General features: G+C 69.2%; 15 protein-coding genes. 8 read left to right on the top strand and 7 right to left on the bottom strand.

Annotated elements, in window-relative coordinates:
• Positions 1–11: 11 nt before the first annotated feature.
• Positions 12–812: a 3-hydroxybutyrate dehydrogenase gene (locus AC3A56_RS17395; RefSeq protein WP_487771196.1), complete on the bottom strand. Its 801-nt coding sequence runs from the start codon at positions 810–812 to the stop codon at positions 12–14.
• A gap of 103 nt (positions 813–915) precedes the next feature.
• Positions 916–2,805 (bottom strand): arginine decarboxylase, encoded by a 1,890-nt coding sequence (speA, locus tag AC3A56_RS17390; RefSeq protein WP_487771195.1) that lies wholly within the window; start codon positions 2,803–2,805, stop codon positions 916–918.
• A 286-nt stretch (positions 2,806–3,091) separates the two neighbouring features.
• Here speA and speE point away from each other — a divergent pair, with 286 nt between their 5' ends.
• On the top strand, positions 3,092–3,961 hold the full coding sequence (speE, locus tag AC3A56_RS17385; RefSeq protein WP_056715821.1) for a polyamine aminopropyltransferase: 870 nt from the start codon (positions 3,092–3,094) through the stop codon (positions 3,959–3,961).
• 102 nt (positions 3,962–4,063) lie between these two features.
• On the opposite strand, the gene AC3A56_RS17380 is transcribed toward speE, so the two are convergent.
• Positions 4,064–4,258, bottom strand: a complete 195-nt coding sequence (locus AC3A56_RS17380) for a hypothetical protein (protein WP_056715824.1) — start codon at positions 4,256–4,258, stop codon at positions 4,064–4,066.
• 161 nt (positions 4,259–4,419) lie between these two features.
• Between AC3A56_RS17380 and AC3A56_RS17375 the strand changes: the two genes are divergently transcribed.
• The 4 genes from AC3A56_RS17375 (at position 4,420) to AC3A56_RS17360 (ending at position 8,737) form a co-directional block, all read left to right on the top strand.
• A complete protein-coding gene (locus AC3A56_RS17375) occupies positions 4,420–5,460 on the top strand; it encodes a hypothetical protein (RefSeq protein ID WP_487771194.1) in 1,041 nt (346 codons plus the stop codon).
• Positions 5,461–5,593: 133 nt separating this feature from the next.
• Positions 5,594–6,226 (top strand): ParA family protein, encoded by a 633-nt coding sequence (locus AC3A56_RS17370; protein ID WP_204109976.1) that lies wholly within the window; start codon positions 5,594–5,596, stop codon positions 6,224–6,226.
• A gap of 55 nt (positions 6,227–6,281) precedes the next feature.
• The gene (locus tag AC3A56_RS17365; protein ID WP_487771193.1) at positions 6,282–6,755 is read left to right on the top strand and encodes a SixA phosphatase family protein; all 474 of its coding nucleotides are present in this window, start codon (positions 6,282–6,284) and stop codon (positions 6,753–6,755) included.
• A gap of 107 nt (positions 6,756–6,862) precedes the next feature.
• Positions 6,863–8,737, top strand: coding sequence for a phospholipase D-like domain-containing protein (locus tag AC3A56_RS17360; protein WP_056715835.1), 1,875 nt, complete (start codon positions 6,863–6,865; stop codon positions 8,735–8,737).
• A gap of 41 nt (positions 8,738–8,778) precedes the next feature.
• Here AC3A56_RS17360 and AC3A56_RS17355 read toward each other — a convergent pair whose 3' ends face one another.
• Positions 8,779–9,333, bottom strand: coding sequence for an energy transducer TonB (locus AC3A56_RS17355; RefSeq protein ID WP_487771192.1), 555 nt, complete (start codon positions 9,331–9,333; stop codon positions 8,779–8,781).
• 52 nt (positions 9,334–9,385) lie between these two features.
• A complete protein-coding gene (locus AC3A56_RS17350; RefSeq protein ID WP_056764528.1) occupies positions 9,386–10,669 on the bottom strand; it encodes an acetyl-CoA C-acetyltransferase in 1,284 nt (427 codons plus the stop codon).
• A 115-nt stretch (positions 10,670–10,784) separates the two neighbouring features.
• Between AC3A56_RS17350 and AC3A56_RS17345 the strand changes: the two genes are divergently transcribed.
• Together AC3A56_RS17345 and AC3A56_RS17340 are read left to right on the top strand one after the other, a co-directional pair.
• Complete coding sequence (locus tag AC3A56_RS17345) at positions 10,785–11,927, top strand: hypothetical protein (protein ID WP_487771191.1); 1,143 nt, start codon at positions 10,785–10,787, stop codon at positions 11,925–11,927.
• Positions 11,928–12,020: 93 nt separating this feature from the next.
• Positions 12,021–14,504 carry a sensor domain-containing protein gene (locus AC3A56_RS17340; protein WP_056764524.1) on the top strand — a complete coding sequence of 828 codons (2,484 nt, stop codon included), beginning with the start codon at positions 12,021–12,023 and terminating at the stop codon, positions 14,502–14,504.
• Between the two features lie 15 nt (positions 14,505–14,519).
• Here the strand turns inward: AC3A56_RS17340 and AC3A56_RS17335 are convergent, their stop codons facing one another.
• The gene (locus AC3A56_RS17335) at positions 14,520–14,981 is read right to left on the bottom strand and encodes an N-acetyltransferase family protein (RefSeq protein WP_487771190.1); all 462 of its coding nucleotides are present in this window, start codon (positions 14,979–14,981) and stop codon (positions 14,520–14,522) included.
• Positions 14,982–15,163: 182 nt separating this feature from the next.
• Here AC3A56_RS17335 and AC3A56_RS17330 point away from each other — a divergent pair, with 182 nt between their 5' ends.
• Positions 15,164–23,800, top strand: a complete 8,637-nt coding sequence (locus AC3A56_RS17330) for a glycoside hydrolase family 94 protein (protein WP_487771189.1) — start codon at positions 15,164–15,166, stop codon at positions 23,798–23,800.
• A gap of 27 nt (positions 23,801–23,827) precedes the next feature.
• Here the strand turns inward: AC3A56_RS17330 and AC3A56_RS17325 are convergent, their stop codons facing one another.
• Positions 23,828–24,799 (bottom strand): integron integrase, encoded by a 972-nt coding sequence (locus AC3A56_RS17325; RefSeq protein ID WP_056715857.1) that lies wholly within the window; start codon positions 24,797–24,799, stop codon positions 23,828–23,830.
• Positions 24,800–24,820 lie beyond the last annotated feature (21 nt).

Below are 24,820 nucleotides of genomic sequence, written 5' to 3'. Positions count from 1 at the left end.
TTCTCCGGCCGTTACTGCATGAACCAGCCGTGGCTGACCACGATCGACTGGCCGGTCAGTGCGGCGGACGGGAAGGTGGCCAGGTACAGCGCGGTCTGGGCGATGTCTTCGAGCGTGGTGAAGGTGGCATCGACGGTGTTCTTCAGCATCACGTTCCTGATCACCTCGTCCTCGCTGATGCCCAGCTCCTGCGCCTGCTCGGGAATCTGCCGCTCGACCAGCGGCGTGCGCACGAAACCCGGGCAGATCACGTGCGAGCGCACGTTGTGCGGCGCGCCTTCCTTCGCCAGCGTGCGGGCCAGGCCGAGCAGGCCGTGCTTGGCGGTGACGTAGGGCGCCTTCAGCATCGAGGCCTCGTGCGAATGCACCGAGCCCATGTAGATCACGATGCCGCCGCGGCTTTGACCGGCGCCGTCGTCCTGGTACATGTGCTTCAGCGCGGCCTTGGTGGTGAGGAACCCGCCGTCCAGGTGGATCGCCAGCATCTTCTTCCAGTCGGCAAAGGCGAGCTGGTCGATCGGGTTGATGATCTGCACGCCGGCGTTGGAGATCAGGATGTCCAGACGGCCAAACGCGGCGACCACCTTGTCGGTGCCGGCGTTGACCGCCTCCTCGTTGCTGACATCCATCGCGATGCCGATCGCCTTGCCGCCGGCGGCGTTGATTTCCGCCGCCACCGCATCGGCGGCCTGCTGGTTGATGTCGGCGATCGCCACGCTGGCGCCGTGCTTCGCGTACAGCTCGGCGATCGCCTTGCCGAGGCCACTGGCTGCGCCGGTGATCAGGGCGACCTTGCCTTCAAGACTGCTCATGCCTTTGCTCCTTCGGGTGGGGAAGGCGCGGCCGCAGGCCGCGCGCATGCCGCAAATTGTAGGCGCCGTTGCGCACGGCGCCATCGGACCTTGGGACAGGACCTCAGCCGACGTCCTCGGCCAGATAGGTGTAGGCAGTGAGGCCGCCGTCGAGCACGCCGTACAGCTGCGCCGCCTCGGCGCCACTCACGCCGGCACTGGCGATGCGTTCGCGGTAACTCTGCCGCAGCGCTTCCAGGTCGTAGCCCACGTAGTCGAGCATCAGGTCGGTGGTGTCGCCGCTGCGCCTGTGCGCGAACACGTAACCGTCGCCATCCACGCGCACGTTCACCGCATCGGTGTCGCCGAACAGGTTGTGGATGTCGCCCAGGGTCTCCTGATAGGCGCCGACCATGAAGATGCCGAGCCGGTAGCTCTCGCCGTCCTTCAACGGGTGCAGCGGCAGGCTGACGTCGACGCCCTCGGCATCGACGTAGTGGTCGATGCGACCGTCCGAATCGCAGGTGAGGTCGACGATGACGCCCCGGCGGGTCGGCTGCTCGTCGAGCCTTGCGATCGGCGCGATCGGGAAGATCTGGCCGATCGCCCACACGTCGGGGATCGACTCGAACACCGAGAAGTTGACGAAATACTTGTCGACCAGTTTCTCGTCCAGCTCGTCCAGCGCGGCGCGATGCGAGCGCTCGGCCGGCAGCAGGCGCGTGCGCACCGCGTTGGCGACGGCATAGAACATCTCGTCCAGGCGGGCGCGGTCGGCCAGCGCCAGCTGGCCCAGCGCGTACAGCGTCTGCCCTTCGCTGAGGTGGTGCTGGGCTTCGTGGAACAGCTCCAGCGCGGGGCGCCGATCCAGCTCCCCGTACGTTTCACGCAGGCGGCGCAGCACCGGCGGCTCGTCCGCGCACGGCGGCGGGATCGCGCCGGCCGGCACTTCCTCGACCTCGGTCACGTTGACCACCATCACCGCGTGGTGCGCGGTCATCGCGCGGCCGGCCTCGGTGAGGATATGCGGCGCGGCCAGGCCTTCGGCGGCCACCGCCTCGGCCAGCGACTGCACGATGGTCGAGGCGTATTGTTCGATGGAATAGTTGATCGAGTTGTGGCTGCGCGAGCGCGAGCCCTCGTAGTCCACGCCGAGGCCGCCGCCGACGTCGACGATCTCCAGCGGCACGTCCATCCGGCGCAGCTCGACGAAGTAACGCGTGGCTTCGCGCATGCCGTTGGCGATGTCGCGCACGTTGGAGATCTGCGAGCCCATGTGGAAGTGCTGCAGCTTCAGCGTGTGCTTGAGGCCGGCCGCGTCGAGCCGTTCGATCAGGGTCAGCACCTGGTTCGGCGACAGTCCGAACTTGCCCTTGTCGCCACCGGTGTTCTGCCACTTTCCGGCGCCGATCGAGGCGAGGCGCACGCGCACGCCGAGCAGCGGCTCCACGTCCAGTGCCTTCGCCTCGCTGAACACGTGCTCCAGCTCGGACAGCTTCTCGATCACGATGTGCACGCGCAGGCCGAGCTTCTTGCCGATCAGCGCCAGGCGGATGTACTCGCGATCCTTGTAGCCGTTGCAGATCACGATGGAGCCGGGCCGCGCCATCGCCAGCACCGCCATCAGCTCGGGTTTCGAGCCCGCCTCCAGGCCGAAGCCGTGGGTGCCCGCGGCTACCAGCTCGCCGGCCACGCCGCGCTGCTGGTTGACCTTGATCGGGTAGATCGCGGTATAGCCGCCGGCGTAGCCGTGTTCGGCGATCGCCTGGGCGAACGCGCCCTGCAGCCGCGCCAGGCGGTCGGCGAGGATGTCGGGAAAGCGCACCAGCAGCGGCAGCCGCAGGCCCTCGGCGCGGGCGCGCTCGACGATCTGCGGCAGTGACAGCGCCGGGCCGTTGACGCCACGCGGGCGCATCACGATGTCGCCGGCACTGTCCACGTCGACATAACCGTCGCCCCAGTGGGGTACGGCGTAGGTGTGGCGGGCAGCGTCGGTGTTCCAGGGGTTCGCCATGGTGAGAGATCTCCTCGATGGAAAAGGATGATGTCGTCGCAGCGGCGAGCCTTGACGTCTTGCTCAACGGTAGGAGCACGAGCCCGAGCGACCGGAAGCCTCGCACGCCGCGGGGCCGATCGGACTGGTCGGCCACCGGCAGGACGCCGGCAGGCCAGTCGCCATTGTAACGGGCGGGTGTGACGATATGCGCAAGACCCGGCCGCCGCTGGCGGGACGTTCACGGCGGTTGTCGCTACAATGGGCAGTCTTGCTATCCCACCACGGTTCGTCAGGAACACCCGCCATGTCGCAGCAGACCACGCCGAATGAAGCCAGCTGGTTCACCGAAGCCCACCAGGCTTCCGGTTCCTCCATCGGTTTCCGCACCGAGCAACTGCTGCACGCGGAGAAGACCCCGTTCCAGACCATCGAGATCCACAAGACCACCGACTGGGGCAACCTGATGGTGATCGATGGCTGCGTGATGCTGACCACCCGCGACAACTTCTTCTATCACGAGATGATGACCCACCCGGCGCTGTTCACCCATGCGCGGGCCAAGCGCGTGGTGATCATCGGCGGCGGTGACTGCGGCACGCTGCGCGAGGTACTCAAGCACGAGGAAGTCGAGTCGGCCGTGCAGGTGGAGATCGACGAGCGCGTGACCCGCCTGGCCGAGCAGTATTTCCCCGAGCTGTGCGAGTCGAACAACGACCCGCGCGCCGAGCTGCTGTTCATCGACGGCATCAAGTACATGGCCGACGCCGAACCCGATTCGCTGGACCTGGTGATCGTCGACTCGACCGACCCGGTGGGTCCGGCCGAAGGTCTGTTCAACGCCGCGTTCTACGCCAGCTGCTTCAAGGCACTGCGTCACGGCGGCCTGCTGGTGCAGCAGAGCGAATCACCGCTGGCCCATCTGGAGCTGATCAAGTCGATGCGCTCGGCGATGCGCACCACCGGCTTCAGCGCGGTGAAGACCCTGCCGTTCCCGCAGCCGTGCTACCCCACCGGCTGGTGGAGCTGCACGATGGCGCGCAAGGGCGGCGACCTGTCCGGCTTCCGCGAGCGCGGCGCGCTGAGCAAGAACTTCCCCACCCGCTACTACAACGCCGAAATCCACAAGGGCGCACTGGCCCAGCCGGAATTCATGCGCGAAGCTTTTGGCGAATAAGCCAAAAGCTTCAAATAGACATGGTACGGATCTCCGAAGCGCGGCTTGGAACAAGCGCGCTCTGGTGGTGCCCAGGCCCACCTCGGGCCAGCAGCTCCGCATTCAAAACATCTTCGAGCGCACCTTCGGCAGCAGCACGATCAGCAAGGTGGCGATCGGCCCCAGCAGCAGCGACAGCAGAAACCACAGCAGGCCGCTGCGGTTCTTGCCCTGTGCCAGCGCGGCATTGATCAGGGCCAGCGTGCCCCAACCGACAAACCAAGGTGCGCCGTCGGCGAATGTCGACAGATGATCCACTACGCGTCTCCCGAACGATAATCATTGGGGGCGCGGCCTTGCGCCGGGGAATGCCCATCCTAGCAAGCTCGGTGAAAACCGCGCATTTTGGCCGACCGCCGAATCAGCCACGCTTAATCTGCGGGCGGTATGCTGCACGCTTTGACTGCGGAAGCACGCCCATGCTGCACGGACTGCGTCACCTCGCCCTGGTTTGCTCGCTGTCGCTGCTGGCCGCACCGGCATTCGCCGCCAAGACCCAACCCGACGCCAAGGCGCACGGCCCCAGCGCCAGTGCCCAGGCCCGCGACAAGGCGCAGCTGGCCTTTCAGCGCGACCTGGTGAGCGTGCTGGCACCCGGTGGCGATCCGAACCGCCTGCTCGGGGCTGCGCTGCTGGCACGTCCACTGTTCAACCAGCCGCCCGCCAACAGCTTCCATCGACTGATCGAACGGGCGGCGATGGCCGAAGGCGCCGGCGCCGCCATCAGCTGGGCCCAGCTGGCCGATTGCGACGCCGAGGCCGATGCGTGTCCGAACAGCGCCGCGTTGGACAAGCTGCTGAGCCAGGCCCCCGACAACGCCGCCGTCTGGCTGGTCAAGCTGGGCGCCGACGCGCGGGGCATGAAGCAGGATGACGCGCGCGACGACCTGGCCAAGGCCGCGGCGGCGAAACTCTACGACGACTACAGCGGCGTCAGCTTGCAGGCGCTGGCTGGCTCAGTCGGCGTGCTGCCGCCGCCGGCCGACACGCTGGACCCCGCCCATGCGGGTGGCGCGGTAGGCATGCAGACCATCCTGGTGTTCGGCCTGGCCAGCAGCCAGCCGCAGCCGAGCCTGCCGCTGATCGCCAAGCTTTGCGAAAACGCCGGCAAGGATGCCTCGATCAAGTCCGACTGCCTGGCACTGGGCAAGACGCTGGAATGGGGCTCCAGCCCGCTGGCCCGATCGCTGGGCCTGCACCTGCGCGAGGTGCTTTCCGACGATCCGGCCGCGCAACAGGAAGCGAAGGACGCCCGCCGCACGCTGATCTGGCAGGTGCAGAACTTCACCCAGCTGCTGGCCCGCGCCCCGGACGATGCCGCGCTGTCGCAGCGCCTGCTGGCGCTGGCCCGCAAGGGCGGCACCCAGATGAGCCTGCAACTGGCTGCGTTGCGCGAGAACAGCATCCCCACCGACCCGCCTGCCGACTGGCAGCCGCGAACCGCGGCGAATCAGGAATAGGGCACAGGGGAAGGGCGGAGCGGAGCGCTTTTCCGCTTCGCGATCGTCCCTGCCCGATTCCCTGCCCAGGCCCATTCCCCTTTCGCGCCTCGCCCGTTAGGCTGGGATCACCTTACGTGGCAGGGGTGATCCGATGCTTACGACGCTGGTGGCAAGCAGCAAGGGTGGTTGCGGCAAGAGCACACTGGTGACGCAACTGGCGTCGCACTGGGCACAGGCGGGGCAGCACACGGCCATCGTCGACGGCGACCGGCAACATTCCAGCTTCCACTGGGCCGAACTGCGGCCGGACAACGTCCCCGGCGTGCTGGCGCTCGAAGGCGGTCGACGCGGCCTGCAGCGGGTGCCGCCGGACACGCAGCAGCTGTTGATCGATACCCCGGCCGGTTCCACCGAGCGTGACCTCGAGCCCTACCTCGAATCGGCCAACGTGCTGCTGGTGCCGGTGCTGCCGTCCTCGTTCGACCTCGACGCCACCCTGCATTTCCTCGACGAGCTGCGCTCGATCAACCGCATCCACCGGGGCAAGCTGCCGGTGGCGCTGGTGGCCAACCGGCTCAAGCCGTGGACCCATGCCAGCCAGGACGCGGTGACCCGGCTCGCCGAGCAATCGCCCTTCCCGATCGCGGCGCAACTGCGCGACAGCCAGGCCTATGTGCTGCTGGCCGGCCTCGGCAAGGGCATCTTCGACTACCAGTCCGAACAGGTCCGCAGTCACCAGCAGGACTGGAAGGCCTTGCTGCGCTGGATCAAGCGCCAGCACTGAAACACGCTCCCTGATGCATCCCGCGCGCCTCGCGCAACCACTGCCGGAGTTCCCCATGCACGAACTGATCCTGTTGCGCCACGCCGAAGCGGTGCCGATAGAAGCCACCGGCGAGGATCGACAACGCCCGCTGAGCAGCCGCGGCGAGCAGGAAGCCCAGGCCGCCGGCCTGTGGCTGGCCTCGCACAAGTTGCGTCCGGACCGGGTGCTCTGCTCGCCCACCTTGCGCACCGACGAAACCACCCGGCTGGCGCTGGCGGCGATCGACAACGCCCCGGTGCCGCAACAGGCCGCCGAGATCTACGACGCCTCGCCCGGCGAGCTGCTGGCCCTGCTCGACCAGCACGACGATGCCGGCACCGTGCTGCTGGTCGGCCACAATCCCGGCATCGAGCGCCTGGTCGCGCTGCTGGTCGAAGGCCGCTCCGACGAATTCCGTGGCATGCCTCCCGGGGCGCTGGCCGTGCTGCATCTGAACGGCTCGCTGGAGCCGGGCAACGCGCGACTGGATGCCTTCTGGTCGCCCTGACCCGCCGCTCCGACCCGCCCGGCGCTTCGCCGGCATCGACGCTTCCCGTACCGTGCTGGCGGCCGTGCAATCACGGCCGCACCGGGCGCAGCACGTATCATCTGCCCATGTCCGTTACCTGCCGATTCCTGCTACCACTGCTGCTGGCGCTGACGCTGCTGCAGGGCTGCACCGTGTCGCGGGCGCAGATCCGCCGCGCCGACGCGGTGGTGGCCGCCACCACCAACCGCAGCAGCAGCTGTGACCAGCCCGACCATTGCGCCACGCCGTCGCCGCTGCGGGCCGCCGCCGTGGCGGCCGTGGCCGCGTCCACGCCGGCGCAGCCGGTGCACGTGGTCACCCTGCTCGACGACAGCGAGCCGGCGCTGGCCGCGCGCATCAACCTGGTGCGGGCGGCGCAGCAGTCCGTCGACGTGCAGACCTTCATCTGGGACCAGGACGACGCCGGCCAGCTGATGCTGGACGAACTGGTGCGCGCGGCCAGACGCGGCGTGCAGGTGCGCATCCTGGCCGACCAGCTGTTCTCGTTTGGCAACGTCGACCTGCTCGACCGGCTGGCCCGGATCAGCCCGAACCTCGAGGTGCGGCTGTACAACCCCACCTTCCACAAGGCGCGCACCCAGCCACTGGAGTTCGCCGCCGGCGTGCTGTGCTGCTTCATGCAGTTCAACCAGCGCATGCACAACAAGCTGCTGCTGGTCGACGGCCTGATCGGCATCACCGGCGGACGCAACTACCAGGACCGCTACTTCAACTGGGACGATGCCTTCGACTACGTCGACCGCGACGTGATGGTGGGCGGCCCGGCCGCCCGCGCCATGGCGGACAGCTTCGACCTGTTCTGGGACCATCCCCGCGCGGCGCCGCTGACCCACCTGCGCGACGTCAACGCGCGCCTGCTGGGCGACACCACGCCACCGGACTGGCCGGCGCCGAAGTACCGACGGCCGCAGCGGGTGGCGCAGCTGCTGCAGGCCGCCGAGGACCCGGCGTGGTTGCAGGCCTGGCTGGTCGATCCCAGCCTGCAGGTGGGCAAGGTCGACTACTTCAGCGACCTGCCGGCCAAGACCGACGAGCCCGACAAGCGGCGCGCGCGGCAGTACACCGGCCACATCATGCGCATGGTCAGCGGCGCGAAGCGCGAGGTCCTGCTGCAGACGCCGTACCTGGTGATGAGCAAGCGCGCGCAGCACATCTTCCGCGTGCTGCATCGCCTTCCCGACCCGCCACGGGTGATCGTGTCGACCAACTCGCTGGCCTCCACCGATGCGTTCGCGGTGTACGCGATGTCGTACAAGCACCGCAAGCGCTACCTCACCAAGTTCGGCTTCGAGATCCACGAGTTCAAGCCGCACGCACCCAGCGCGGCGGTGGACAACGAACTGGCCAACCTGGACACCGACGCCGCCGCGCTGCCGCCGGACCTCGTCAGCCCGGACGGTCCGGCGCGCGCCCGCTTCCACCTGCTGGGCAGCCGCGGCAGCAACAACCGGCCGGCGCCGCTGCACAGCGAAGGCCGGCGCTACGGCCTGCACGCGAAGTCGATCGTGGTCGACGATGCCTTCGCCATGGTCGGCTCGCACAATTTCGACCCGCGCTCGGACCACTACAACACCGAGGCCGGGGTGATCGTCTACGACCACGCGTTCGCCGACCAGCTGCGCCACAGCATCATGCGCAGCGTGCAGCCGGAGAACGCCTGGGTGGTCGCCCCGCGACAGTCGAAGGTGCCGGTGCTGACCGACATCAACCGGGCCATCGGCACGGTGTCGGAAAGCCTGCCGCTGTTCGACCTGTGGCCGTTCCGCTACGCCACCAGCTACGACCTCAAGCCCGGCTGCCAGCCGATGCGCGCCACCGATCCGGACTTCTACGCCTGCTACCAGCCGGTCGGCGACTTCCCCGACGTGGCGCTGTCGCCGAAGCTGATCATCACCCGGCTGGTCACCGCGTTCGGGGTGGGCGCCAAGGGCGTGCTGTAGGGGCAGGCTTCGCCTGTCTTGCGCAACGGCAGCAGTCGCCGTTACGGGACACGGGCGATGCGGTCGCCCTGCGAGGAGTAGCGCATCGGCAGTTCGCCGCTGAGGCCGTCCGGATGATCGGCCGGCACGGCGAAGCGCCAGCCGCGCACGCTGCGCAAGGCGTGCTCGTCGAGGACCGGGTCGCCGCTGGACTGGATCAGGCTGGCGACGCTGACCTGGCCCTGGCCATTGATGTCGAGGTGGAGCAGGACGCGGCCATCGAGGTGGCCACGCAGTTGCTCCCACGACTGCGAGGTGTCGGCGGGTGTCGTCAGCGGCACCAGGGCCGGCGCGGGTGCGGGCACGAAGGCGGCCTGCACCTCGTCGGCGACGATCCGCGGCGGCTGGGCGCGGCGCGTCGGCACCACGCGCGGCCGAACGTGCGGACGACGCGGCGCCGGGCGGGCACGCACGGCGGTGGGCGTGTCGACCGTGGCGGCATAGCGCGCTGGCGGGCCGGTCCAGACGCCGGTCTGCGTGCTGAGCCAGCCGGTGCCGGCCGTGCCGACGAGCAGGGCCAGCAGGCTGAGTGTGGAGGTGGTGCGCAGGCGAAACATGGCGGCCTTTATGCACCCGCCCGGGCGAATCGCGGCTGAAGCCGCGACCCGCTCACCGTTCGAGGATGGCGGTGACGCCCATGCCGCCGGCGGTGCAGATCGAGATCAGGCCGCGGCCCGAGCCCTTCTGTTCGAGCATCTTCGCCAGGGTGGCCACGATGCGCGCGCCGGTGGCGGCGAACGGATGACCCACCGCCAGGCTGGAGCCGTGCACGTTGAGCCTGGCCGGGTCGATCGAACCCAGCGGCGCATCCAGGCCCAGGCGCTGCTTGCAGTAATCCGCCGACTCCCACGCGCGCAGCGTGCACAGCACCTGCGCCGCGAACGCTTCGTGGATCTCGTAGAAATCGAAATCCTGCAGGCTCAGGCCGTTGCGGGCCAGCATCCGCGGCACGGCGATGGTCGGCGCCATCAGCAGGCCCTCGCCGTGGACGAAGTCGACCGCGGCCACCTCCGCGTCGCGCAGGTACGCCTGCACGGTCAGCCCGCGCTGCGCCGCCCAGGCGTCGCTGCCCAGCAGCACCGCGGCCGCGCCGTCGGACAGGCCGGTGGAGTTGCCGGCGGTCAGCGTGCCGTGGCCGGAGCGCTTGTCGAACGCCGGCTTCAGCGAAGCCAGTTTCTCCATGCTCGAATCGGGCCGCAGGAAACCGTCGCGCTTGAGGCCACGGAACGGCACCAGCAGGTCGTCGAAGAAACCCTCGGCATAGGCGGCCGCCAGCTTGTGATGGCTGTCCAGCGCCAGCTGGTCCTGCGCCTCGCGGCCGACATGCCACTCGCGCGCCATCTGCTCGCAGTGGTCGCCCATCGACTTGCCGGTGCGCGGCTCGGCCACGCCGGGGAACGAGGGCTTCAGTTCACTGAAGGAGAACCCGCGCAGCGCGACCTTCAGCTTGTCCATCGGCGTCTTCGCGCGGTTCATCGCCAGCAGGCGCTTGCGCAGGCGGGTGCCGTAGACGATCGGCACGTCCGAGGTGGTGTCCGAGCCGCCGGCGATGCCGGCCTCGATCTGCCCGGCGGCGATCTTGTTGGCGATGATGATGGTGTTGTCCAGCGAAGTACCGCAGGCACGGGCGGTGGTGATGCCCGGCGTGGTCGGCGCCAGCCCGGAGCTGAGCAGCGACTCGCGCGCCAGGTTCCAGTCCGACGCGTGCTTGATCACCGCGCCCATCGCCACTTCGCCCAGTTCCACGCCATGCAGGCCGAAGCGTTCGACCAGTGCGCCCAGCACCTTCACCGACATGCCGAAGTTGCCGACGTCGGCATAGGCGGTGTTGTTGCGGCAGAACGGAATGCGTACCCCGCCGATGATGCCGACGCGCCTCTGCGTGTTTTCCATGCTCAAAACAGTCCACCACTCAAGTTGGGTCAAGGCTAACCCGCCATGCCGTGCGGCGGAAGCCCAAAACGCTGAATGGTAGAATTGTGCATCTTTGTCCGTGGATGCAAACCCCGTGGAAGCGCAAACGCTGATCGCCCTGCCCATCGTGCTGGCCCTGGAACCGGTCGCGGGCGAGCCGCCGGCGCGCCTGACCCTGAGCCGCGACGAAGCCGCCGAACTGGCCGCCCTGGTCGCCACCGACCTGCATGCGCTGGTGCCGCAGGTCGACGCGGCCCGGCTCGCACTGGCCGGTGCGCTGTTCGATCAGGTCGAATTGCTGCGTCCCGGCTTCCCGGTGTGGAGCACGCTGGACGAGCTGGCCCGGCGCGTGCCGCGCGGGCACCTGGAGAACGTGGTGGCCTTCGGCAGCCACGAGGGCCACATGCCGGCGCAGCCGCTGGAACCCTCGACCCTCTACGCCGAAGGCCCGATGCGGCTGCTGCCGATGAGCCTGCTGGCCCCGGCGGAACTCGCCGAAGAACTTTCCGACCAGCTGGAGATCCAGCTGGTCGGCCGCGGCGAGACGGGCGCGCTGACCGCCGACTGGCTGATGCGCACGCTGGGCATCCGGCTGGAACACGTGCGTTACCTCAGCCGCAACGACCTGCTGGCGCTGACCTGCGTGCAGTACGAACACGTCAACCTGGCGCCGCTGTGGTCGCTGCTGGAAACCGCGCTGCTGACGCCGTATCGCGAGGAATCCACGATGAGCGCGCGCGGCCTGGCGCTGCGCTACGCGGACGGCAAGGTGCTGGCGCAGTCGCCGTCGCAGTGGCTGGCCGGGCAGGGCGGCGACACGGCCGAGCGGGCGCACGCGCTGGCCGGCATCGTGTTCGAGCTGCGCCAGTACGCGGCCCTGCTCGACGCCCACCAGCTGCCGTTGCAGTTGCAGCCGGCGCCGACGCTGGTGGTCGAGGCCGGTGACGGCTACCTGCTGGAAACCCTGGCCGCGGCGGACGCCCGTTACGACCCGCCCACCCTGTTTGCGCACGAGGCTCCCGGCCTGGGCGTGGTGGCGATCACCGTCAGCCAGCGTGGCGAGCAGGGCCAGTCGCGGGTGCTGGCGCACGCCTGGCCGCTGAAGCCGCAGGCACTGGGCAGCCTGCTGGCCCTGCTGACCGATCGCCACGGCAGCGCCGGCGAGCTGCATGCGCTGGGCCGGATCATGCTGGACGAGCACGGCCAACTGGCGGCGCCGGCCACGATCCTCCACTAGCGGGCGGATCGTTCGCCCCCCGTCTGTGCAAACGCCGGAACTCGGCGCATGATGATCCGGCGCCACAGGGGGCGCCACGCTGACGGAAGCACCATGCGGCCGCACAAGTCTGCCGAGGTATTGCCTTCGCTCGCAAGCCGGCCGGACTGGTCGGAAAAGATGCTGCGCGGCACCCCGGTGCTGCTGGCTTATCTCGACCACGAGCAGCGTTTCCGCTATGCCAACGAAACCCATCGGCACTGGCTGGGTCTCGATCCCGAGCGGCTGATCGGCCGGCACCTGATCGAGGTGATCGGCGAGCGCAACCACCGGCTGGCCGGCACGGCGCTGGCCCAGGCCTACGCGGGCACCGCGGCCAGCTACGAGGGCGAGCTGTTCAACGGCAACGAGCGCCGCTACGCGCACGGCAATTTCCAGCCCGACTTCGACCCGGACGGCCACGTCTGCGGCATCTTCACCGCGCTGATCGACATCACCGAACGGCGCACCCTGGAACTGCAGCTGCACGAAAGCGAGCAGCGCTTCTTCAGCGCGTTCCAGCACGCGGCGATCGGCATGGCGCTGACCAAGCCGGACGGCCAGTTCCTGCGGGTCAACGCGGCGGTCTGCCAGATGCTGGGCTATTCGGAGCAGGAGCTGCTGCAGCAGGACATCGGCCGGCTGAGCCATCCCGAGGACGTCGCCGCCGACCAGGCACTGATGGCCCAGTTGCTGGCCGGCGAGCGCGATTCCTACCAGCTGGAGAAACGCAACTTCCACAAGCTCGGCCACGTGGTGCACATCCTGCTCAGCGTGTCGCTGGTGCGCGATGCGGCCGGGGCGCCGCTGTATTTCGTTTCCCAGGTGCAGAACATCAGCCAGCGCAAGGCCTTCGAGGACGCGCTGCACCGCGAGCGCGAGCTGGCCGAGGTGACCCTGCGCTCGATCGGCGACGCGGTGATCACCACCGACCCGCAGGTCCGCGTCACCTCGCTCAACCCCATCGCCGAGGCGATGACCGGCTGGAGCAGCGCCGAGGCGAACGGTCGGCCGATCGAGGAGATCTTCCAGCTGTTCGACGCCCAGGGCGGCCTCGCCGTGGCCAACCCGCTGCGCTCGGCGATCGAGCAGAACCTCATCGTCGACCTGGCCGGCAAGACCCTGCTGCGCCATCGCCACGGCTTCGACACGCCGGTGGAGGATTCCTCCGCGCCGATCCATGACCACGCCGGCAACGTGATCGGCGGCGTGCTGGTGTTCCATGACGTCAGCGAGAACCGGGCGCTGGCGCTGAAGATGATCCACCTGACCCAGCACGACACGCTGACCGGCCTGCCCAACCGCAGCCAGCTGCCCGGCCACATCAACCGGGCGATCGACAGCGCCAGCCGGCGCCGGCAACGCGCCGCGGTGCTGTACATCGACATCGACAACTTCAAGCAGGTCAACGAGCTGGTCGGCCACACCGCGGGCGACCAGGTGCTGCGCTCGTTCATCAGCCAGCTGCAGCGCTGCCTGCCCGGCGACGAATTGCTCAGCCGCTACGGCGGCGACGAATTCGTGGTGGTGCTGCCGCACGTGGACAGCGCGGGCGAGGCGGCGAGCCTGTGCCGGGACCTGATCACTCACGGCGAACAGACCCGCATCGCGGGCCAGCCGGAGCTGTCGCTGCACCTGAGCATCGGCATCAGCATCTATCCGGACGACGCCACCAGCGCCGACGAGCTGGTGCAGCATGCCGAGACCGCGCTGGTGGCGGCGAAGGCCCAGGGCCAGCACGGCTATCGCTTCTTCACCGCGTCGATGAACGAGCGCGCGCGCGCGCAGCGACGGATCGAGACGGGCCTGCGCCAGGCCTTGCCGGGCAATCAGCTGAAGCTGCACTACCAGCCGAAGGTCGACGCGCACAGCGGCCGCATCGTCGGGGCCGAGGCCTTGCTGCGCTGGCAGCTCAACGGGCGCGATCTGTACAAGCCGGACCAGTTCATCCCGGTGGCCGAGGATTCCGGGCTGATCCTGCCGATCGGCGCCTGGGTGCTGCGCCAGGCCTGCCGCCAGGCGCGGATGTGGCAGCAGGCCGGGCACGAGATCCCGATTTCGGTGAACGTGTCGCCGCTGCAGTTCCAGCACGCGGATTTCTACACCTGGCTGGACGACGTGCTGGAGGAGGCCGGGCTGGATTCGCGCCTGCTGGAGCTGGAACTGACCGAACGCATGGTGATGTCCGGCGGCGAAGCCACCACCGGCCTGCTGCAGCGGATCAAGCGTCGCGGCGTGCGGCTGTCACTGGACGATTTCGGCACCGGCTATTGCAGCCTGTCCTACCTGAAGCATTTCCCCATCGACGCACTGAAGATCGACCGCGTGTTCGTGCGCGACATCACCAGCGATCACGATACCGCCACCATCACCAGCGCGATCATCGCGATGGCGCGCAGCCTCAACAAGGACGTGATCGCCGAAGGCGTGGAAACGCGCGAGCAGGGCAGTTTCCTGCGCCACGCCGGCTGCTCGCAGCTGCAGGGTTTCCTGTACGGCATGCCGATGCCGGCAAGCGAACTGCAGAAGCTGCTCGCCGAACCGGTGACTGCGCCGTAGGCGGACAACGTCCGCCTACGAATCAGCGGTCAGCGGCATCTCGTACATGAAATAGTGGCAGCGCTGCATGCCCAGGCCTGCGTAGGTGGCCTGGGCGTGGCGGTTTTCGGTTTCCACGTACAGCCGCAGGCCCACCGCGCCGGCCGCCGCCGCGAGCCGTTCCACTTCCGCGTACAAGGCGCGGAAGACCCCGCCGCGGCGCGCGGCGGGAATCACGTAGACGCTCTGGATCCACCAGAAATCGCCGTTGCGCCAGTCGCTCCATTCGCGCGTCACCAGCAGGCTGGCGACCGCCGTGCCGTCGCGTTCGGCGACCAGGTAGAAGCCGCGCTGCGGCTGCTCGAACACGCCGGCCACGCCGCGCGCCAGGATCGCCGGGTCGAGCCGCTTCTGCTCGGTTTCCCAGGCCATCGCCGCGTTCCACTGGACCAGGCTGGCGAGATCGGCGGGTTCGGCGGCACGAATCTGCAGTGGCACGGCATGACTCCCATCGGTGGTGAGGCCACATCCTAGCCTGCGTGGCCTTCACATGCCGCCGCGTAGTTTCTGCGCCGGGGCCGCGCCCGGCGAATGGCCCTTCGCCTGCACGCCGCGCCACGGCCGCCGGGTCCCCCGCGTTGTCCGTCATCCCCCACCGGCAAGCCACAAGGATGCCCCGTTTGAACATCGGCACTCTCCTCGACCTGCTGAAGCTGCGCCGGTTGAACGCGTTCCGGCGCCGGCGCGCCGCCGCCCGCACCCGGCCCGAGCAGGAGCCCGCGCTGCGCGCCGAACTGTTCAGCGCCGAACAGATGGAGCGGCACGGGCGGGCGCTGGCGAGCCAGCACCGGCTCAGCGCGCGGCGCAACGCCGACCTGCTGTTGGCGCGGCTGGCCGACAACGAGGCGGTGCTGACCCACACCTGCGAACGGCTGACCCACGCCACCCGCAAGCGCCTGCGCATCACCCCGGCCGGCGAATGGCTGCTGGACAACTTCTATCTGGTCGAGGAACAGATCCGCATCGCCCGGCGGCACCTGCCCAAGGGTTACAGCCGCGAACTGTCGCGCCTGGCCCAGGGCCCGTCCGCCGGCCTGCCGCGCGTCTACGACATCGCGCTGGAGATCATTTCGCACGGCGACGGCCGCGTCGATGCGAACAGCCTGCAGCGTTTCATCCAGGCCTATCAGGAGGTGTCGCCGCTGAAGCTGGGCGAGTTGTGGGCGATCCCGATCATGCTGCGGCTGGCCTTGATCGAGAACCTGCGCCGGGTGGCCGCGCGGGTGATGGCCGACTGGCGCTACCGCGGCCGCGCCGCGCGCTGGGCCGACAACCTGATCGCCACCACCGAAACCGATCCGAACTCGGTGGTGCTGGTGGTGGCCGACATGGCCCGCTCGGACCCGCCGATGAACGGCCCGTTCGTGGCCGAGATGGCGCGCCGGCTGCAGGGCCAGAGCCCGGCGCTGGCGCTGCCGTTGAGCTGGATCGAGCAACGCCTGGCCGCATCGGGGCAGAGCGTCGAACACCTGGTGCAGGTCGAGGCGCAGCAGCAGGCCACCAACCAGGTCACCATCAGCAACAGCATCGGCAGCCTGCGCACGCTGGCGGCGATCGACTGGCGCGATTTCACCGAGCACTGCAGCCTGGTCGAGCGCTGCCTGCGCGACGATCCGGCCGGCATCTACGCCGCGATGGATTTCGCCACCCGCGACCGCTACCGCCACGTGGTGGAATCGATCGCCCGCCAGCACAAGCTGACCGAACTGGCGGTGGCGGATGCCGCGATCGAGCTGAGCGCCGCCGCGGTCGCCGCCGGAGGCGACACGCTGGCGCAACACGTGGGCTATTACCTGGTCGACCGGGGCCGTGTCGCGCTGGAGCGCCACCTGGGCATCCACCCGCGGCTGGCCGTAGTGCTGCGCCGGGCGTTCGACCGGGCGCCGTTGCCGATCTACCTGGGCACGCTGGCCGTGCTCACGTTCGCCTTCGCCCAACCGCTGGTCGCGGCCGCGGCCCATGACGGCTTGCCGCCGTGGGCGCTGATCGCGATCGCGGTGCCGGCCGTGATCCTGGCCAGCCAGCTCGGGCTGAGCCTGCTCAACTGGCTGGCCACGCTGTCCATCGCGCCGCAGCAGTTGCCGCGGATGGACTATTCGCGCGGCATCCCCGCGCACGCGCGCACGCTGGTGGCGATCCCCAGCCTGTTCGCCAGCGAACAGGACGTCGAGGACCTGGTCGAGGCGCTGGAAGTGCGCTTCCTCGGCAATCGCAACGAGCACCTGCACTTCGCCCTGCTCACCGACTTCGCCGACGCCGACCGCGAAACCCTGCCCGGCGACGAGCACCTGCTGCGGCTGGCGCAGCGGCGCATCGAGGCGCTCAACGACCGCTACGCCAGCGCCGCGGCCGACCGCTTCTTCCTGTTCCATCGCCCGCGTCGCTGGAATGCCGCCGAGCAGTGCTGGATGGGTCACGAGCGCAAGCGCGGCAAGCTGGCTGACCTCAACGCGCTGCTGCGCGGCGGCGGCGGCGCGGCCTTCATGCGCGTGGTGGGCGACATCGCGTCGCTGCCGCCGGTGCAGTACGTGATCACGCTCGACACCGACACCGAGCTGCCGCGCGATGCGGCGCAGGCGTTCGTGGGCGCCATCGATCATCCGCTGAACCGCGCGGTGTACGACCCCGAACGGCGCCGCGTGGTCAGCGGCTACGCGATCCTGCAACCGCGCGTGGGGATCAGCCTGCCCAGCACGGCGCGTTCGCGCTACGCCCAGCTGTACGGCAGCGACGCCGGCATCGATCCGTACACGCAGATGGTTTCGGACGTCTATCAGGACGTGTTCGGCGAAGGCTCGTTCATCGGCAAGGGCATCTACGCGGTCGACGCCTTCGAACGCACCCTGGATGGCCGCTTCCCGGAAAACCGCATCCTCAGCCATGACCTGGTCGAGGGCTGCCATGCGCGCTCTGGCCTGCTCAGCGACACGCAGCTGTTCGAAGCCTGGCCCGCCCGTTACGGCGCCGATGTCAGGCGCCGCCATCGCTGGATTCGCGGCGACTGGCAGCTGCTGCCGTGGCTGCTGCCGTGGGCGCCGACCGCGCACGACGGCTGGCGGCGCAACGCGCTGACCGCGTTGTCGCGCTGGAAGATCCTCGACAACCTGCGCCGCTCGCTGGTGCCTGCCGCGCTGCTGGCGCTGCTGCTGGTCGGCTGGCTGGTGATCTCGCCGGTGCTGTCATGGACCCTGGCGGTGCTGGCGATGGTGCTGGTGCCGCCGCTGCTGTCGGCTCTGCTGGACCTGGTGCAGAAGCCGCGCGACGTGGAACTCGACCAGCACCTGCGCGCCGGCCTGCACGACGGCGTGCAGCACTTCGTGCGGATGGGGTTGGGGCTGGCGTGGCTGCCGCACGAAGCGCACTACCATCTCGACGCGATCGTGCGCACACTGTGGCGGATGGCGGTCAGCCGCCGGCACCTGCTGCAATGGCAGACCTCCAGCGAGGTCGAGCGGCGCAGCAGCAACGCGGCCTCGGCGATGTGGCGGCTGATGTGGATCGGCCCCGCGCTGGCGCTGCTGATGATCGTGCTGCTGGCGCTGCAACGACCGCTGGCGTTGTGGCTGGCCGCGCCGCTGCTGCTGTTGTGGCTGGCCTCGCCGCTGCTGGCGTGGTGGATCAGCCAGCCGCGCACGCAGGACAGCTTCGTGCCGGATGCGCGGCAGCAGCGCTTCCTGCGCACGCTGGCGCGCCAGACCTGGGCGTTCTTCGACGTGCACGTCAACGCCGCCGAGCACTGGCTGCCGCCGGACAACCTGCAGGAGCAGCCCGGCCCGGTGGTCGCCCATCGCACCTCGCCCACCAACATCGGCATGGCCTTGCTGGCGGGCCTGGCCGCGCACGACTTCGGCTTCCTCGGCACGGCGCGCCTGCTCGAACGCACCCGGCTGACCCTGGACACCATGCAGCGCCTGCCGCGCCACCGCGGCCACTTCTACAACTGGTACGACACCCAGACCCTGCAGCCGCTGGCGCCGATGTACGTGTCGGCGGTGGACAGCGGCAACCTGGCCGGCCACCTGCTGACCCTGTGCCCCGGCCTGCTCGAGCTGATCGACGCGCCGGTGTTCGGCGCGCACCTGCTGCAGGGCCTGCTCGACACGCTGGAACTGCTGCACGACGCACTCGAGCGCGACGCCGCATCGCAGCTGGTGCCGCTGCGACGCCTGCTGCACGAGGCCATTGCCACGCCGCCGGCATCCACCGGCGCCACGGTGCTGCTGCTCACCGAACTGCGCCGGCACGCCCATGCGCTGGCCGCGGCGGCGGACGCGCCGGCCGTCGGCGACGCGCGCTTCTGGCTGGATGCCCTGCGCGGGCAGATCGACGAACTGCATGCCGACGCCGTGCTGCTCGAACTCGATGCGCCGCCGGACGAAGCCGTGGGCTTCAGTGGCATTCCCACCCTGCATCAGCTGGCGCGCATCGAACCGCTGTGCTGGCCGGACGCCGCCGACGCCGAAGGCGTGCGCGAGCGCGCGTCCGCCCGGATCGCCCTGATCGAACAGCTGACCCATCTCGCCGAGCAACTGGCGCAGATGGACTACCGCTTCCTCTACGACAGCACGCGCGACCTGCTGGCGATCGGCTACAACGTCGACCAGCACCGGCTGGACGCCAGCTACTACGACCTGCTGGCGTCCGAAGCGCGGCTGGCCAGCTTCGTGGCGATCGCCCAGGGCCAGCTGCCCAAGGACAACTGGTTCGCGCTGGGCCGGCTGCTGACCACGGTGGGCGGCGAACCGGTGTTGCTGTCGTGGACCGGCTCGATGTTCGAATACCTGATGCCGACCCTGGTGATGCCCGGCTTCGAGGGCACCCTGCTGGAGCAGACCTGTCGCGCCGCGGTGGCCCGGCAGATCGAATACGGCAACCAGCTGGGCATCCCGTGGGGCGTTTCCGAATCGGGCTACAACACGCTCGATGCGCACTTCACCTACCAGTACCGCGCGTTCGGCGTGCCGGGTCTGGGCCTGAAGCGCGGCCTGGGCGACGACGTGGTGATCGCGCCGTACGCCAGCGCGCTGGCGATGATGGTGGCGCCCGCGGCGGCCACCCGGAACCTGCAGCGCCTGGCCGGCATCGGGGCGCGCGGCCTGTACGGCCTGTACGAAGCGATCGACTACACGCCGGCGCGCCTGCCGCTGGGCCAGGACGCGGCGATCGTGCGGCAGTTCATGGCGCATCACCAGGGCATGACCCTGCTGGCGCTGGACTACGCCCTGCTGGAGCGACCGATGCAGCGCCGCTTCGAATCGCACCCGCAGTTCCAGGCCAGCAGCCTGCTGCTGCAGGAGCGCGTGCCGAAGACCGCCGCCGAATACCTGCACGCCACCGGCTTCCCCGAGCGCGCCGGCGGCGTGCGCCCGGAGGCGCGGCTGCGCGTGTTCGCCGATCCCGACCGGGCGCTGCCGGCGGTGCAGCTGCTTTCCAACGGGCGCTACCACATCATGCTCAGCAGCGGCGGCGGCGGCTACAGCCGGCGCGGCGAACTGGCGCTGACCCGCTGGCACGAAGACATCACCCGCGATCACTGGGGCAGCTTCTGCTACGTGCGCGAGGTCGCCAGCAACGCCTGCTGGTCCACCGCCTACCAGCCCACCTGCCGCAAGACCGAGCAGTTCGAGGCGATCTTCTCCGAGGCGCGCGCCGAGTTCCGCGTGCGCGAACGCGAGTTCGACGCGCATACCGAGATCGTGGTGTCGCCGGAAGACGACATCGAGCTGCGCCGCACCCACCTCACCAACCGGGGTCGCACGCGGCGCACGATCGAGCTGACCAGCTACGCCGAAGTGGTGCTGGCGCCGCCGATCGCCGACGCGCTGCACCCGGCCTTCAGCAAGCTGTTCGTGCAGACCGAGCTGGTGCCCGAGCTGCAGGCGATCGTCTGCACCCGTCGCCCCCGCGCGGCCGGCGAGCACATGCCGTGGATGTTCCACCTGCTGGCCGTGCACGACGCCGACATCGTGGAGATCTCCTACGAAACCGATCGCGCGCGCTTCATCGGCCGCGGCCGCAGCACGGCCGATCCGCAAGTGTTTGATCGCGGGCAGGCGCAGTTGTCCAACAGCGACGGCTCGGTGCTCGATCCGATCATGGCGATCCGCTGCCGGATCACGCTGGAACCGGACCAGACCGCCACCATCGACTTCGTCAGCGGGATCGCCGAGCAGCGCGATGGCTGCATTCAGCTGATCGGCAAGTACCGCGACCGCCACCTCGCCGACCGCGTGTTCGACCTGGCCTGGACGCACAGCCAGGTGCTGCTGCGCCAGCTCAACGCCAGTCTCGCCGATGCCCAGCTGTACGAGCACATGGCCACCAGCATCCTGTATCCCAACGCCAGCCTGCGCGCCCAGCCCGCCGTGCTGCGGGCCAACCGGCGCGGCCAGTCCGGCCTGTGGGGACAATCCATTTCCGGCGACCTGCCGATCGTGCTGCTGACGATCACCAGCCCCGCGCGGATCGAGCTGGTGCGCCAGCTGGTGCAGGCGCACGCGTACTGGCGGCTGAAGGGACTGGCGGTGGACCTGGTGATCTGGAACGAGGACCGCGCCGGCTACCGGCAGGAACTGCAGGACCAGATCATGGGCCTGATCGCCTCGGGCAGCGAGGCGAGCCTGCTCGACCGGCCCGGCGGCATCTTCGTGCGCCCGTCGCAGCAGTTGTCCGGCGAGGATCGCGTGGTGATGCTGGCCAGCGCGCGACTGATCCTCGGCGATGCGCGGGGCAGCCTGGCCGAACAGATCGGACGACGGCAACCGGCCGTGCATGCACCGCGCTTCGAGCCCAGCCGTCCGCTGCGCAGCGACGGCGACCCGGGCGCGGCGGAAGTCCCGGCGCCGGCGTCGCTGCAACTGGCCAACCCGCACGGCGGCTTCAGCGCCGATGGCCGCGAGTACGTCATCGTGCAGCAGGGCGGGCAGGGCACGCCGGCGCCGTGGTGCAACGTGCTGGCCAATCCGCACTTCGGCACGGTGATCTCCGACTGCGGCAGCGCCTACACCTGGGCCGAGAACGCCCACGAATTCCGCCTCACGCCCTGGCACAACGACCCGGTCAGCGACGGCGGCGGCGAGGCGCTGTACCTGCGCGACGAGGACACCGGCCAGGTGTGGTCACCGACCCCGCTGCCGCGTCGCGGTCGCGGCAGCTACACCACCCGCCACGGCTTCGGCTACAGCGTGTTCGAGCACGTGGAGGACGGCATCCGCTCCGAGCTGTGGATCTACGTGGCACTGGATGCCTCGGTGAAGTTCTCGGTGCTGAAGCTGCGCAACAGCTCGGGCCGCACGCGCCGAATCAGCGTCACCGCCTACGTCGAGTGGCTGCTCGGCGACCTGCGCGCGAAGACCGCGATGCACGTGGTGACCGAATCCGACCCGGCCAGCGGCGCACTGTTCGCCCGCAACGCGTACAACACCGAGTTCCCCGATCGGGTGGCCTTCCTTGACGTGGACGACCCGGCCCGCGGCATCGATGGCGACCGCAGCGAATTCCTGGGCCGCAACGGCAGCATGCACGCGCCGGCCGCCCTGGCCCGCGCCCACCTCTCCGGCCGGCTGGGCGCGGGGCTGGACCCCTGCGCCGCACTGCAGTCGCAACTCACGCTCGACGACGGCGCCGAACGCCAGCTGATCTTCCGGCTCGGCCTGGGTCGCAACGGCGCGGACGCCGCCGCGCTGGTGCAGCGCTTCCGCGGCAACGGCAGCGCCGCCGACGCGCTGGACAAGGTGTGTGCGCACTGGGCGCGCACGCTGGGCGCTGTGCAGGTGCGCACGCCCGAGCCCGCGCTGGACGTGCTCGCCAACGGCTGGCTGCTGTACCAGACCATCGCCTGCCGGATCTGGGCGCGCAGCGGCTACTACCAGTCCGGCGGCGCGTTCGGCTTCCGCGACCAGCTGCAGGATTCGATGGCCACCCTGCACGCGGCCCCCGCGATCGCGCGGGCGCAGCTGCTGCTGTGCGCCGCGCACCAGTTCGTCGAGGGCGACGTGCAGCACTGGTGGCATCCGCCGCTGGACCGCGGCGTGCGCACCACCTGTTCGGACGACTACCTGTGGCTGCCGCTGGCCACCGCCCGCTACGTGCTGGCCAGCGGCGATCGCGGCGTCCTCGACGAGACCGCCGGCTACCTCGACGGCCGCCCGCTGCATCCGGGCGAGGAGTCGTACTACGACCTGCCGCAACCCGCCGGCCTGCGCGAGACGCTGTACCGGCACTGCGTGCGCGCGATCGAGCACGGCCTGGGCCAGCGCGGCGTGCATGGCCTGCCGCTGATCGGCGGCGGCGACTGGAACGACGGCATGAACCGCGTCGGCGAAGCCGGCCGCGGCGAAAGCGTGTGGCTGGGCTTCTTCTCCGGCGAGGTACTGACCCGCTTCGCCGAGGTGGCGCGGCTGCATGGCGACGAAGTCTTCGCCCAGCGCTGCGAAAGCGAGGTCACGCGCCTGCACCTGGCGCTGGAGCAACACGGCTGGGACGGCGCCTGGTATCGCCGCGCCTACTTCGACGACGGCACGCCGCTGGGCTCGGCCGGCAACGACGAATGCCGCATCGACTCGATCGCTCAAAGCTGGTCGGTGCTCTCCGGCATGGCGCCCGCCCAGCGGCAGCAGCAGGCGATGGAGTCGCTGAACCGGCACCTGGTGCGACGCGACGCCGGCCTGATCCAGCTGCTCGATCCGCCATTCGACCAGTCGCCGCTGGACCCCGGCTACATCAAGGGCTACGTGCCCGGCGTGCGCGAGAACGGCGGCCAGTACACGCACGCGGCGATCTGGGCCACGATGGCCTTCGCCGAGCTGGGCGACCACGAGCGCGCATGGGAACTGCTGCGCATGATCAACCCGGTCAGCCACGGCAGCGACGCGAATCAAATGGACGTCTACAAGGTCGAACCCTACGTGGTCAGCGCCGACGTCTACGCCGTCGCCCCGCACGTCGGCCGCGGCGGCTGGAGCTGGTACACCGGTTCGGCCGGCTGGATGTACCGGCTGATCGTCGAATCCCTGCTCGGCCTGCGCCTGGAAGCCGGCAGGCTGCGCTTCGCGCCCGTGCTGCCGGCAAAGTGGGACGGCTTCCGCCTGGACTACCGCCACCACGACACGCTGTACCGGATCGACCTGCGGCAAAGCGAACCCGGCACCATGCCCGCACTGTGGCTGGATGGCGAACCGCAGCCCGACGGACAAATCACGCTGGCCGACGACGGCGTGCAGCACGAAGTGGAACTCAACTGGCCCAGGGCAGGCTGATCGCGCGCCGAAGCTCTCCCCAGGCGATCAACGATCCAGCGGACTCAGCACGCCATGCCCGCCCCGATTGAGCACATGCGTATAGATCTGGGTCGTCGCCACGTCCTTGTGGCCGAGCAGTTCCTGCACCGTGCGAATGTCGTAGCCGGATTCCAGCAGATGCGTGGCGAACGAATGACGCAGCGTATGGGCACTCACCGGTTTGGCAATGCCCACAGCGCGACACGCTGCCTTCAATGCGCGCGACAGCACCGCATCACCGAAATGATGTCGGCGCTCGATGCCGTCCATCGGATCAATCGAGCGCTCCGCCGCCGGGAATACATACTGCCAGCCGATTTCGCGCGGTGCGCCCGGATACTTCCGGGCCAGCGCCTGCGGCAACCACACCGCGCCGAACCCCGACGCCAAATCGGCCTCATGCAACAGGCGGGCGCGTTCCATTTCACGCAGCAAGGGCTCAGCCAGTGACCGCGGCAACATGGTGTGCCGATCCTTGCCGCCCTTGCCATCACGCACGGCGATTTCATTACGGGCAAAATCCACGTCCTTGATCCGCAGCCGCAACACTTCCATCAGGCGCATGCCCGTACCGTACAACAGGCTGGCCAACAGCCAGGGACGTCCATCCATCCTTGCCAGCACGCGGGTGACCTCATCACGAGAAAGTACGACCGGCACACGCTGTGGCCGCTTCGCACGCACGACACCCTCCATCCATGGCAGCTCGATATTCAGCACCTGCTTGTACAAAAACAGCAACGCCGCCAGTGCCTGATTCTGGGTGGCCGCAGCGACCTTGCCCTGCACCGCCAACGCCGACAGAAACGCTTCGACCTCGGCTTCGCCCATTTCACGCGGATGCCGCTTGCCATTGGCCAGTATGAAGCGGCGAATCCATCCGACATACGCCTCCTCGGTGCGAATGCTGTAGTGCTTCAGCCGCAACACGCGCCGCACCTCATCCATCAAACGCGGCGCCGAAGGGCCGCTGACCATACGGTTTATTCCTGCGTTTGC

It is taken from the genome of Rhodanobacter sp. Soil_C_14 (assembly GCF_057657335.1).
Note: the sequence above shows the minus strand (reverse complement) of the source record. Positions and strands in the feature narration are given on the sequence as shown.